This is a genomic window from Paenibacillus jamilae (assembly GCF_050482105.1).
Classification (GTDB): Bacteria; Bacillota; Bacilli; order Paenibacillales; family Paenibacillaceae; genus Paenibacillus; species Paenibacillus jamilae_B.
In genome coordinates this window covers 84,634-97,814 of the sequence record NZ_JBCNHI010000033.1, presented here as the reverse complement: position 1 = coordinate 97,814, position 13,181 = coordinate 84,634, and the positions used below count along the sequence as shown (strand labels likewise).

Here is a 13,181-nt window from a genome sequence, read left to right as displayed (position 1 = left end):
TAACAATGTTTCGAGAGAGGCTGTGATAGCATGGTTTATTTAGCTGGCGAAGATCGTTATGAAAGTATGAAATATAACCGTACAGGCAGATCGGGGCTTAAGCTGCCCGCTATTTCACTGGGTTTGTGGCACAATTTTGGCGGGATTAACAATGCGGAGAATGGTCGTAGCATGATTACTCGCTCCTTTGATCTGGGAATCACGCATTTTGATTTAGCTAACAACTATGGTCCTCCTGCGGGTTCAGCTGAGGAATTTTTCGGACAAGTGCTAGCCAGTGATATGAAACCATACCGAGATGAGTTGGTCATCTCTACTAAAGCAGGCTACCATATGTGGGCAGGCCCTTATGGCGACTGGGGATCTCGCAAGTATATGATATCCAGTCTGGATCAGAGTTTGAAGCGAATGGGATTGGACTATGTTGATATATTCTACTCTCACCGCTTCGATCCGAATACGCCGCTGGAAGAAACGATGGGAGCACTGGACCATATCGTACGTTCCGGTAAAGCACTATATGTGGGCGTGTCTAATTATAGTGCAGAGCAAACGGCAGAAGCAGCTCGTATTTTGAAGGAGCTGGGAACACCGATGTTGATCCATCAGCCAAGATACTCTCTGCTTGACCGCTGGATTGAAAATGGATTACAGGATGTACTTGACGAAAACGGAATAGGTAGCATTGCCTTTTGTCCACTGGCTCAGGGTCTGCTGACTAATAAATATTTGAACGGAATTCCCGAGGATTCACGTGCAGCAAGCACATCGGTTTTCCTGAATGAGAACCATGTGACACCCGAAACTCTTCGCAAGGTGCGTGCCTTGAATCAGATGGCTGCTGCGCGTGGACAAAGTTTGGCTCAATTTTCACTGGCATGGGCTCTGCGCGGCGGACGTCTGACCTCTGTCCTGATTGGGGCTAGCCGTGTAAGCCAAATCGAAGAAAATGTTGAAGCCTTGTCCAATTTGGAGTTTTCACAGGAGGAGCTGGATCGAATTGATTCGATTCTGAATGCCGGGAACGGACAAGACGGTGGCACAGCCTAATGGCAAAAGATACTTTGGAGTCATCGGCCTAATTTCACATTCTCTTATACAATATATACTTAACAGCCCGCATCCGCGTGAAGGATGCGGGCTGCTTATTATGGCAGGAGTTAGGAAACCAATACCCTGTCCTGTATTCCCAGTAAAAGAAGATCAATCATCCGTCAGAAGCAGCAGGTCCATGAAGCCTTTTCAAGCTTTCTTCACGAATGAGGGTACTGCTTAACCTTGCTTCGGTACTCGGTTGGAGACTGTCCACAGAAGCGTTTGAATTGGCGTGAGAAGTATAAAGCATCGGTTAGTCCTACAGATGCAGCCACTTGCTCGACCGACAGCTCAGGACGTTCACGCAGCAGTTGACGTGATTTGTCGATCCGTAGCTTAAGCAGATAGGTGACGGGGGAGACGCCCGTTTCCTTTTTGAATATTCGTGATAAGTATGCACGGTTATAACCAAGCCCTTCAGACATTTGCTCAATGGAAACGGGATGTGCGTACTGAGTGGACATATATTGCACCATTTGTTTGACTGTTCGTCGAATTTGCGAATCCGCCCCAGACGGATCAGTCCAGTCACTCAGGTAATTGCCTGCCTCCCCCATAATCAGGTACAGATAGCCCAATGCTGATAGATGAGAACTAGATTTTCTGCTGTAAAAGGCTAACTGCATCTGCTCCAGATAACCGGGAATGGGACTTTGATCGGCAGCGTGGAAGACAGGCTGATGAACACGCAGTCCTGCTTCCTGCACCACTTGCTCCGTATGGTGCCCGGTAAAAGCAGACCAACGATAACGCCACGGGTTCTTTTCATCAGAGGTATAGCTTACTAGCTGACCTGGATGAATAAGGAAAAAATCGTTTTTTTCAAGCTGATATGTGTGCTGTTCCGTTCGAAAGGTGCCTTTACCTGATTCTACAAAGTGAAGCAGATAATAATCATAGATTTTCGGTCCCACAGCATGGCCAGATTTGGTTTGGCTCTCTCCTGCAAAAAGCACATGCAGCGGGCTGTTTTCATAAAACACCGGATTAGAGGCGACAGCATAACTATATGAATACGCTTGCAAAATAGGGTCATCCTTCCTGCATTTGTGAATAGTTTAGCGAATGCGGTATACTTACATTGTACATATCCAAGTCACATTTATCCATAGCTTAAACACATGGATGCATTACATTGTGTGACGCTTTCATTTATACTGAAATCATAAGAGATGTCAACCTGATTAAGATATTACAGGGAAATCAGGGAGACTTTTACTAACGGTGAATGAGGTGGATGTGGATATGAACTCTACTGAATTAAAGAAACATTTTATTGAAAAATATGGTGAAAGCAGCAATGAACTGCTGATATTTCATGCACCCGGTCGTGTCAATCTAATTGGAGAGCATATCGACTATAATGGGGGTTATGTACTTCCGGCTGCGCTGGAATTTGGTACGACGCTGATCCTTCGTGCGCGCAATGATGATCAAATTCATTTTGCTTCGACAAACCTGTCGTATGAAGTGTCTATCCACCGCGGAGAAATAGGTAAAAGCAAAACGGATGAGTGGGTGGACTATCCGGTGGGTGTGCTGGTGGAGTTGGCTCAAAAGGGAGTATATCCTTCTAGCGGATACGATCTGCTCTATCATGGAGAAATACCGAATGGAGCCGGGTTATCCTCCTCAGCCTCGATTGAGGTCGTGACAGGATATGCATTCCTGACTACCGAAAAGCAGAAAACCGACACAGTCGAAATTGCTTTGTTATCCCAAAGGGCGGAAAACAATTACGTTGGTGTCAATTGCGGCATTATGGACCAATTCGCTGTAGCGAACGGAGCGGCTGATCATGCTATCCTGCTGATGTGCGATACGCTGGAGTATCGTAAAGTGCCATTCCGTACAGGGGCTTACAAGCTTGTGATCGGTAATACAAATAAGCGCCGCGGTTTGGTAGATTCCGCTTATAACGAGCGTCGCAGTCAGTGTGCCGAAGCGCTGTCCATTTTGCAACAGCAGGAGCCATCACTGGAGTATCTTGCACAACTAGATGAGGCTCGGTTTGGAGAGCTTCAGCATCATATTGCAGATGAAACAGTGCGCCGCCGGGCACAGCATGTGGTGGAGGAAAACGCTCGTGTGCTAGCCTCTGTCGATGCTCTCGCGGCAAATGAACTTGCAGCTTTCGGTCAGTTAATGAACGCTTCACATGATTCATTACGTGACCTGTATGAGGTCAGCTGCACCGAGCTTGATGTCATGGTCGAAGAAGCACGACGCATTCCTGGCACGCTGGGTGCTCGCATGACAGGGGCTGGGTTTGGAGGCTGTACGGTTTCATTGGTTCATGAGGATGATGTGGAACGTTTTGTGAAGGAAGTCGGCGAAGCTTATCAGACCCGTATAGGGCTGGAAGCCAGCTTTTACGTATGCAAGGCAGGAGACGGAGTTAAAGAACTGAAGGAGGATGAATAACATGGCCATTTTAGTCACAGGCGGAGCTGGATATATCGGTTCACATACCGTAGCAGAATTGTTGGATCTTGGAGAAGAAGTTGTTGTGCTCGATAATCTGCAAACCGGACACAAAGGAGCGTTGCTTGGAGGCAAGTTGTATGAAGGGGATTTGAGGGATAAAGAACTTCTGTCCAAACTGTTCTCTGAAAATAAAATCGACGCTGTTATTCATTTTGCTGCCAACTCGCTGGTTGGAGAAAGCATGCAAAATCCCGGAAAATATTATGACAACAACGTATTTGGCACGTTGAGCTTGCTGGAGGCGATGAAGGATGCCGGTGTAAGCAAAATTGTATTCTCCTCGACTGCGGCTACCTATGGCGAACCGGAAAAGGTGCCGATTGAAGAAGGCGACCGTACAGAGCCAACCAACGTGTATGGTGAAACAAAGCTGATGATGGAGCGCATGATGTCCTGGTTTGATAAAGTATTAGGCATCAAATACGTGTCTTTGCGGTATTTTAATGCGGCTGGTGCCCATGAAAGCGGCAAAATCGGTGAAGATCATCGGCCAGAAAGCCATCTGATCCCATTGGTGCTTCAGACAGCATTGAAGCAGCGTTCACATATCGCTGTGTTTGGTGAGGATTATGCCACACCAGACGGAACATGTGTCCGTGATTACATCCATGTAAGTGACCTGGCGGATGCTCATGTACGCGCAGTGAATTACTTGCGTGAAGGTAATGACAGCAACGTATTCAATCTGGGCAACGGACAGGGCTTCTCGGTGAAAGAAGTTATTGAAACAGCACGCAAGGTCACTGGGCTCGATATTCCAGTGGTTACAGAACCTCGCCGTGCAGGCGACCCAGCGATATTGGTTGCATCTTCTGACAAGGCCCGTTCGGTGCTGGGCTGGAGTCCAAAGCGTACTCAACTGGAGGATATTATTAGCGGAGCATGGGGATGGCATCAGTCGCACCCTCAAGGCTACGGCGACGAATAGACGGGAGACGATGACATATGAGCGAGCGCCAATCCGTAGATAAAGGCCAAGACCGGGAACTTTCCCGGCACCTGGCCCATGACATCGACGAAACTGTACAGCAATCGGCTCTATATGCAGTGGAGCAACTGGTTGCATTCGCACAAAAAAGGGGCTTGATCGGTCTGCAAGATACAGATTACAGTCGTAATCTGCTATTAGAGCAGTTCGGGTTCTCGGAACCTTATTCGGGTGGGGAAGCAGGGGGCATTATTGCCCCCGAAGCTCTCCAGCCTGTGCTTAATGTTTTGATAGATTATGGTTTTGCTATAGGGCTAATCCCTGAAAACACGGATACGTATCGTGATTTGCTGGATTCCAAAATCATGGGACAGCTAATGGCGAGACCGTCTGAGGTCATCCGTAACTTTCATCAAACGGAGGCTGAACGTGGCGTAGAGGCGGCTACAGATGCTTTTTATCAATTATCGATCGATTCAAACTACATTCGAATGGATCGGGTAGCCAGCAATGTGTACTGGAATCAGGCAACACCTTATGGTGATATGGAAATTACGATTAATTTGTCCAAGCCTGAAAAGAGTCCCAAGGAAATTGCAATGGCGAAGCTTTTACCGCCGCCTGTTTACCCTAAATGTCAATTGTGCCGTGAAAACGTTGGATACGCTGGAAGAGTAAATCATCCATCCCGCCAAAATTTGCGTATCATACCGGTCGAACTGAATGGGGAACCGTGGTTCTTTCAATATTCACCCTATGTGTATTACAACGAGCATTGCATTGTGTTCCATCATGATCATGTGCCCATGAAGCTTACAAAGGACACACTGCGGCGATTGCTGGCCTTTACGAAAGCGTTTCCGCATTATTTCATTGGCTCTAATGCAGACCTGCCTATTGTCGGTGGATCGATCCTGACGCATGATCATTTCCAGGGTGGGCGTCATACATTCCCAATTGAAAAAGCGGGTGTGGACGGCGTATACCATAATGAAGCATTTCCGCAGGTTACGGCAGGTATTGTGAACTGGCCGATGTCGGTCATTCGCTTCACCTCAACAGATGCCGAGGCACTGCTGGAGGCGGGGAATGCTGCTTTTGAAGCATGGAAGGGTTATAGTGATCCAGAGGTAGACGTTCTCTCTCATACCGAATCCGAGGGGGAAACGATTCCGCATAATACAGTAACGCCGATTGTGCGCCGGGATTCCGAAGGAAGATATCAGATGGATCTCGTACTGCGCAACAATCGAACGAGCGAAGAGTACCCGGAAGGTATTTTCCATCCCCATCGTGAGATGCATCATATCAAAAAGGAAAATATTGGTCTGATCGAAGTGATGGGACTTGCCATTTTGCCGGGACGACTCAAGGATGAACTGGATGGAATTGCTGATATTTTGTGTGGGAACGACGAATTGGCTGTGGCTATGCAGCAAGAAGGGCATCCACTGTTCAAGCATGCAGACTGGATTTACCAGTTGAATACCCGGTTTGGTCGCTTGTCTGACAAGGAGACGGCTGTTCGTACCGTACAAAATGAGGTTGGACTAAAATTCAGTGAAATTTTAGAGCACGCAGGTGTGTATAAAAGAAATCCATCCGGTCAACAGGCGTTTGGCCGTTTTATGAAACAATTGGGATATAATTTGGGAGAATAAAGTAGCTTATGCTGCACATAATACAATACGAGAACCCTCCCAAGATGTGAAATGTAACCATACTCCACAAGGAGTATGGTTTTTTTCTGAAAATAAAGCAATTTGTTTCCTGTAACCATAAAGGTTATAATAGAGTAGTTTCTTAACATTAAACATTAGACATATTGGAGGCGAGCGTTTGCGATGAAAGCATTCGAATTTTATAATCCTACACAATTGATCTTCGGTAAAGGACAATTGGAGGCTCTCAAGCGTGAAGTTCCTAAATACGGAAAACGTGTACTGCTTGTATATGGCGGCGGCAGCATTAAGCGCAGCGGTTTGTACGATAATGTAATAAAATTGCTTGGTGAAATCGGCGCAGAGGTAACCGAACTGGCTGGTGTAGAACCAAATCCTCGCTTGTCAACGGTACATAAGGGCGTTGAATTGTGTAAAACCAATCAAATCGACCTTGTACTGGCTGTGGGCGGTGGTAGTGTTCTGGATTGCTCCAAAGCTATAGCTGTCGGTGCAAAATATGATGGCGATATGTGGGATTTTGCAGAGCGTAAAGCGGCTCCCAAAGCAGCCTTGCCATTAGGTACGATTCTGACCATGGCAGCTACCGGTTCTGAAATGAATGCAGGTTCTGTCATTACAAACGAAAAAACACAGGAAAAACTGGGATGGGGCAGCGTACATGCGTTTCCTGCGTTTTCCATTCTTGATCCGGTAAACACATACTCTCTGCCACAAAATCAAACCGTTTACGGAATTGTGGATATGATGTCACATACGCTCGAGCATTATTTCCATTTGGAATCCAATACTCCGGTTCAACTGGGCTGGTGTGAAACGATTTTGCGTACGGTCATAGATGCGGCGCCGGGACTGGTTAACGATCTGGAAAATTACGAGCTGCGTGAAACGATTATGTATTGTGGTACGATGGCACTGAACGGCTTCCTGAACATGGGGCTGACAGGTGACTGGGCTACTCACAATATTGAGCATGCTGTGTCTGCTGTTTATGATATTCCGCATGGTGGAGGACTGGCTATTCTGTTCCCGAACTGGATGAAACATAACTTGCATGTAAAGCCTGAACGCTTCAAACAGCTGGCTGTGAATGTGTTCCATGTGAACCCAGAAGGCAAGAGTGACGAAGAAGTAGCGCTGGAAGGTATTCAAGCGTTGCGTGATTTCTGGAACTCGATTGGTGCACCAAGCCGTCTGGCTGATTACGATATTGATGCATCCCAAATTGATGTAATGGCTGATAAAGCTGTGAAATTTGGACCTTTTGGTGGCTTTAACAAGCTCAATCGCGAAGATGTAATCGAAATTTACAAAGCATCCCTGTAAACAGCATTTGGATCATAATAGGCACGTTTGTGCGTCATTAGACGTACGAACGTGCTTTTTTGGGTTAGTTTGAGATATTAGAGGTAAATTTTGAAACTTTTTAAGGTTGAATACGTAAACATAGTTATAGACTGGAAACCAGACTGAAAAGGTACATGGAAGGAGGAGTCGGATGGAAACCTTATTTTGGTGGTTGTTGGCAGGTGGCGCAATCTTTACCGTGGTCAGTGTGTTGATTGGAGATGTACTCGGTAGCTGGCTGGATGGGGCATTAGAGCTACCGGGCCTTGATTGGTTCAGACCTGTTGTTCTACTTGGGGCTATGACTGCTTTTGGCGGGGCTGGAGTACTACTGACAAAGTATACTGGGCTGACTATAGGCTGGGTCGTTGTGTTAGCTTTAGGGATTGCGCTTGTGATTGGAGTGCTGGTGTTTTTTGCGTTTATCAAGCCTATGGCGAATTCAGAGGTATCCAGTGGCTTCTCGATGCGTGAACTGACTGGCAGAATCGGTGAGGTCACCATTCCTGTACCTGAAGTTGGTTACGGGGAAGTTATGATCCGCTTGGGTGCAGGCAACACCATACATACAGCATCTAGCTTTGATCACAAACCGCTAGCTGCGGGAACCCGTATTGTCGTGGTTGAGGTCGCAGAGGGCGTCGTCCGCGTAGCGTACCTGGACACATAGACGGCGCATTCGCTTAACTTGAAGGGAGCGTGATCGGGAGTGTCAAGTTTGCAAGATATTGTGTTGGTCCCTGGAATTGTTGTCATTGTTATCGTCATATTAGGGATTGCTTTTTGGGCCCGTTACAAAACGGTAGGACCGGATGAAGGAATGATTGTGACAGGTTCTTTTCTGGGCAATAAAAATATTTCTGAGGATGAATCTGGTCGCAAAATTAAAATTGTTCGTGGTGGGGGCGCCTTTATTTGGCCTATTTTCCAGCAGTCCGAATTTATTTCTCTGTTGTCTCACAAATTGGACGTAACCACACCGGAAGTATATACAGAGCAAGGAGTACCCGTGATTGCGGATGGTGTGGCGATCATCAAGGTCGGCAGTTCCATTGAGGATGTAGCCACAGCAGCCGAGCAGTTCATCGGAAAGCCGCTGGAAGCTCTTAGAGGAGAGGCACAAGAAGTGCTGGAGGGACATTTGCGGGCAATCCTTGGCTCCATGACAGTGGAGGAAGTGTACCGTAATCGGGATCGGTTTGCGCAGGAAGTACAAGGCGTGGCTGCGCGTGATCTGAAAAAGATGGGCTTGCAGATCGTTTCATTTACCATCAAAGACGTACGCGATAAACATGGGTATCTGGATGCGCTTGGTAAGCCGAGAATTGCTGCTGTGAAACGGGATGCAGAGATTGCAGAAGCCGAGGCAGTGCGGGATGCCCGAATTCAGAAGGCGCAAGCAGAACAGGAAGGACAGAAGGCCGAACTGTTGCGGGATACAAATATTGCCGAGGCAGCCAAGGAGAAAGAACTGAAGGTGGCTTCGTTTAAGAAAGAACAGGATACCGCCAGAGCAGAAGCCGATCAGGCTTATCATATTCAGGAGGCCCGTGCCAAGCAGACTGCTGTCGAGGAACAGATGAAAGTCGAGTTGGTACGTAAGGAACGGGAGATTGATATTCAAGCTAAGGAAATACAGGTACGTGAAAAGCAATACGATGCGGAAGTGAAAAAGAAGGCGGAAGCCGATCGGTATGCGGTAGAACAAGCGGCGGAAGCCGACAAATCGCGTAAAATGCGTGAAGCGGAATCGCTGCAATACTCGATTGAAACACAGGCTAAAGCGTCAGCTGAACAAAAACGTCTGAACGGGCAAGCAGAAGCGGACGCAGAACGGGCCAAAGGTACGGCAGATGCAGACGTCATCCGTTTGCGTGGTCTTGCGGAAGCTGAGGCCAAGGAAAAACTGGCAGAGGCGTTCCAAAAGTTCGGAGAGGCCGCCGTGCTCGATATTATTGTGAAAATGCTGCCGGATCTGGCAGGACGCATTGCCGAACCGATAGCATCCATTGATAAATTGACTGTTGTGGATACAGGTAAAGGAGAAGGAGCAACGCGTGTCAGCAATTATGTCACCGAACTGATGGCGACAGCTCCCGAGATGCTTAAGAGTGTATCCGGTATTGATGTAGAGCAGTTGATCAAGGGACTAACCACTGGAAAAAAAGGAATTCATTCCGTACCTTCCTCCGATGATGCGAACAAGCTGCACAATCCAGCGACAGTTGAGGTAGCACTTACGGATAAAGAATAATGATAAGCCTTTGTGGAGCAGATTCTTAGCCCCCAAAAGACCGCTTTTCATCACAGCATTTCCTAGAAATTGTGATGAAAAGCGTTTTCTTTTTATTGACCTTTAGCGGAATATTTGGTACTTTAACGTGGATTCCTCTGAGCTTCATGCTATAATTCTTAGGATCAAGGTTCTGATAAAAGAGGTGCGGATGTGAGCAGCCTAAAAGTGGCCAAAGCGCTGAATAACAATGTGATTATAGGGATGCATCCCGAGCATGATGAGGTTGTCGTGATTGGAAAAGGAATCGGTTTCAATCGCAGAGCTGGCGATCTTATCTCGTTGGATTCAGTTGAAAAATTATTTATATTAAAAAGCCATGAAGAGCAGGAGCAATACAAACGATTGCTTCCCGAACTGGATGAAAAGCTCATTGAGGTCATCGGTGAGGTGCTTCATCTTGTTCAGCTTCAAGCAAAGAAGCCTCTAAATGAGCACATACTGATAGCTTTAACAGACCATATTGCTTTTTCCATCAACCGTCAAAAACAAGGAATTACGATTCATAATCCGTTCTTGTATGAAACCAGGGAAATATATCCTCAGGAATACAAGATGGCGGAGCAGGCTGTTGCTTTAATCAAGGATAAGATGGACGTGGATCTGGGAGAAGATGAAATCGGATTCGTAGCTCTGCATATTTATAGCGCTATGACGAACCAGCATATCTCCGAGGTTAGGAAGGATTCTCGTCTGATTGCTGACATGGTTCAGGTTGTCGAGACGACACTGGATTACCGAATTCCTCTCCAATCCCTTGATTATTCCCGTCTGCTGACCCATCTGAGATTTGCGATTGAACGTGTACGACGAGGAGAGATTGTGCAGGAAATTTACCGATTGGACAAGCTTTTGAATGAAGAATATCCAGAAATGTATATGCTGGCCTGGAAACTCACCAAGATTATGGAGAAAAGGTTACGTAAACCGGTGTATCCAGCTGAAGTTAGCTATTTGACGATGCATCTGCAGCGTTTGTCCCAGCGCAAGGAGCAGGGAGAGCAACAAACCGTGATAAAACCCGAATAAAAAAGTATTGCCTCGCATTTAGCGTGGTGCTATAATCAATTTTGCAATGAGGAAGACAACAACTAAACATTTAACGTGTTACTGATTCGATCAGGCATGAGTTGCTTTAAGTTATGATTGTTTACAGCCTACTGGGGTAAGCTATATCCCAAGGTTGTGTTCAAACATACTTAAATCGGCTTATGCCTTTTTTGTTGTTTTACCTCTCTTCTAAATTTCAGAGAAGGATGTGGAAGGTATGTTTAAAAAGCTTTTCGGCGTTTTACAGCGTGTCGGTAAAGCGTTGATGCTTCCAGTAGCTATTTTGCCAGCTGCGGGGCTTTTATTGGGTATCGGTAACATGCTGGTCAACCCTGATTTTCTCCAGTACATCCCTGCATTAAATGCGGGCTGGGTTCAATCGGTAGCGACGATCATGATGAATGCCGGACAAATTGTTTTTGATAATCTGGCGCTGTTGTTTGCAGTCGGCGTAGCCGTCGGTCTGGCGGGCGGCGAAGGTGTAGCAGGTTTGGCGGCGATCATCGGTTACCTCGTAATGAATATTACGCTAGGTACAGCTGTGGGAGTTACGCCTGGTCTGATTGCTCAAAAAGTACCAGGTTATGCGAATGTGTTGGGTATTCCTACACTTCAAACCGGCGTGTTCGGCGGGATTATTATCGGTATACTGGCCGCTGCTATGTACAACCGATTTTTCAAGATCGAGCTTCCTTCGTACCTGGGCTTTTTCGCGGGTAAGCGCTTTGTTCCAATTGCAACGGCAGTAACTTCACTGATTGTCGGACTAGCACTGGTTCTGATCTGGCCCCCAGTTCAGCAAGGACTTAACGCAGTATCTCACTTTATGGTGTACTCCAACCCGACCTTTTCGGCGTTCTTGTTCGGTGTTATCGAACGTGCGTTGATTCCGTTTGGTCTGCATCACATCTGGTACTCACCGTTCTGGTTTGAGTTTGGTGAATATGTTAACAAAGCAGGTCAAACTGTTCACGGTGACCAGCAAATCTTCTTCAATCAGCTTCGCGATGGCGTGGCACTGACAGCAAGTACGTTCCAAGTGGGTAAATTCCCATTCATGATGTTCGGATTACCGGCAGCAGCACTTGCGATGTATCATGAAGCAAGACCAGAACACAAAAAATATGTTGCAGGTATCATGGGTTCAGCAGCCTTGACTTCGTTCCTGACAGGTATTACGGAGCCACTGGAATTTTCCTTCCTGTTCGTAGCTCCATTGCTGTTTGCAGTACACTGTGTATTTGCAGGTTTGTCATTTATGACTATGCAAATTTTGAATGTTAAAATCGGTATGACGTTCTCCGGTGGGTTTATTGACTTCCTGATTTTCGGGATTATTCCAACCCGTACGCCATGGTGGTATGTAATTATCGTCGGTCTGATTTTGGCGGTAATTTACTACTTCGGATTCCGATTCATCATACGGAAGTTCAACTTGAAAACACCAGGACGTGAAGAAGCTACAGATAATGTGGATGGTGCAGCAAGTGGTAGCAGTGATGAGCTTCCACATAATATTTTGGCTGCTTTCGGTGGTTCATCGAATATCAAGCATCTGGATGCATGTATTACACGTCTTCGGATCGAAGTTAATGAGAAATCCAACGTGGATAAAGCTCGTCTGAAACAACTCGGCGCATCGGGTGTCCTGGAAGTTGGTAATAACGTACAAGCGATTTTCGGTACCCGTTCCGATACGATCAAAACTCAAATGGCTGATATTATGGCAGGACGTACACCTGCACCTGCTCCTTCAGAACCAGCTCCACAAGAGGAAAAGGAAGCCGGAGAACAAAAGCAAACGATTGTTGTGGAAGATATCGTGATGCCAGTCAACGGCGAATTGGTTGACATCTCGACCGTTCCCGATCCGGTCTTTGCAGAACGCATGACAGGTGATGGCTTTGCGGTTGTGCCAAATGACGGAACCATTGTTTCCCCTGTTTATGGTAAAGTATTCAATGTATTCCCAAGCAAGCATGCGGTTGGTATTCAATCCGATGGTGGTAAAGAAGTGCTAGTTCATATCGGGGTGAATACAGTGAAGCTTAAAGGTCAAGGATTTGACGTTTTGGTGAACGAAGGCGATCTTGTGTCAGCCGGCCAGCCTATTATGAAAGTAGACCTGGAATACGTGAAGGCAAACGCTAAATCCATTATCTCACCTGTCATTTTTACCAACCTTCCTGAAGGCTCTTCGGTAACTTTAAACAAAACTGGAGTATTGAAGGCTGGCGAAGATGGTATAATTACGATAAAATAAACTCTATGTGTTTCGGATTAGTTGATTAGGCGGTTT

At 46.5% G+C, this 13,181-nt stretch carries 10 protein-coding genes; 9 read left to right on the top strand and 1 reads right to left on the bottom strand.

What is annotated here, in order from left to right; all coding sequences use genetic code 11:
- Window positions 1-30 precede the first annotated feature (30 nt).
- Window positions 31-1,050, top strand: coding sequence for an L-glyceraldehyde 3-phosphate reductase (mgrA, locus tag ABEW32_RS24925; RefSeq protein WP_430192801.1), 1,020 nt, complete (start codon window positions 31-33; stop codon window positions 1,048-1,050).
- Between the two features lie 203 nt (window positions 1,051-1,253).
- Here the strand turns inward: mgrA and ABEW32_RS24920 are convergent, their stop codons facing one another.
- Window positions 1,254-2,120: a helix-turn-helix domain-containing protein gene (locus ABEW32_RS24920; protein WP_430192799.1), complete on the bottom strand. Its 867-nt coding sequence runs from the start codon at window positions 2,118-2,120 to the stop codon at window positions 1,254-1,256.
- Window positions 2,121-2,340: 220 nt separating this feature from the next.
- Here ABEW32_RS24920 and ABEW32_RS24915 point away from each other — a divergent pair, with 220 nt between their 5' ends.
- The 8 genes from ABEW32_RS24915 (at window position 2,341) to ptsG (ending at window position 13,145) form a co-directional block, all read left to right on the top strand.
- Entirely contained in the window at window positions 2,341-3,519 is a 1,179-nt protein-coding gene (locus tag ABEW32_RS24915; RefSeq protein WP_430192797.1) for a galactokinase, read from the top strand.
- Window position 3,520: 1 nt separating this feature from the next.
- Window positions 3,521-4,510, top strand: coding sequence for a UDP-glucose 4-epimerase GalE (galE, locus tag ABEW32_RS24910; RefSeq protein WP_430192795.1), 990 nt, complete (start codon window positions 3,521-3,523; stop codon window positions 4,508-4,510).
- Window positions 4,511-4,527: 17 nt separating this feature from the next.
- Window positions 4,528-6,171, top strand: a complete 1,644-nt coding sequence (locus tag ABEW32_RS24905; RefSeq protein WP_430192793.1) for a UDP-glucose--hexose-1-phosphate uridylyltransferase — start codon at window positions 4,528-4,530, stop codon at window positions 6,169-6,171.
- Between the two features lie 183 nt (window positions 6,172-6,354).
- Window positions 6,355-7,518, top strand: a complete 1,164-nt coding sequence (locus tag ABEW32_RS24900; RefSeq protein WP_430192791.1) for an iron-containing alcohol dehydrogenase — start codon at window positions 6,355-6,357, stop codon at window positions 7,516-7,518.
- 172 nt (window positions 7,519-7,690) lie between these two features.
- Complete coding sequence (locus ABEW32_RS24895) at window positions 7,691-8,209, top strand: NfeD family membrane protein (RefSeq protein WP_430192789.1); 519 nt, start codon at window positions 7,691-7,693, stop codon at window positions 8,207-8,209.
- A 48-nt stretch (window positions 8,210-8,257) separates the two neighbouring features.
- Window positions 8,258-9,793 carry a flotillin lipid rafts scaffold protein FloT gene (gene floT / locus ABEW32_RS24890; protein ID WP_430192900.1) on the top strand — a complete coding sequence of 512 codons (1,536 nt, stop codon included), beginning with the start codon at window positions 8,258-8,260 and terminating at the stop codon, window positions 9,791-9,793.
- A 192-nt stretch (window positions 9,794-9,985) separates the two neighbouring features.
- Window positions 9,986-10,861: a glucose PTS transporter transcription antiterminator GlcT gene (glcT, locus tag ABEW32_RS24885; protein ID WP_019688297.1), complete on the top strand. Its 876-nt coding sequence runs from the start codon at window positions 9,986-9,988 to the stop codon at window positions 10,859-10,861.
- Window positions 10,862-11,099: 238 nt separating this feature from the next.
- Entirely contained in the window at window positions 11,100-13,145 is a 2,046-nt protein-coding gene (gene ptsG, locus ABEW32_RS24880) for a glucose-specific PTS transporter subunit IIBC (protein ID WP_430192786.1), read from the top strand.
- Window positions 13,146-13,181: the final 36 nt, after the last annotated feature.

Coding starts and splice junctions, on each gene's coding strand:
- galE (WP_430192795.1), top strand. CDS start 3,521: ATGGCCATTTTAGTCACAGGCGGAGCTGGATATATCGGTTCACATACC.
- ABEW32_RS24895 (WP_430192789.1), top strand. CDS start 7,691: ATGGAAACCTTATTTTGGTGGTTGTTGGCAGGTGGCGCAATCTTTACC.
- ABEW32_RS24915 (WP_430192797.1), top strand. CDS start 2,341: ATGAACTCTACTGAATTAAAGAAACATTTTATTGAAAAATATGGTGAA.
- ptsG (WP_430192786.1), top strand. CDS start 11,100: ATGTTTAAAAAGCTTTTCGGCGTTTTACAGCGTGTCGGTAAAGCGTTG.
- ABEW32_RS24905 (WP_430192793.1), top strand. CDS start 4,528: ATGAGCGAGCGCCAATCCGTAGATAAAGGCCAAGACCGGGAACTTTCC.
- mgrA (WP_430192801.1), top strand. CDS start 31: ATGGTTTATTTAGCTGGCGAAGATCGTTATGAAAGTATGAAATATAAC.
- ABEW32_RS24900 (WP_430192791.1), top strand. CDS start 6,355: ATGAAAGCATTCGAATTTTATAATCCTACACAATTGATCTTCGGTAAA.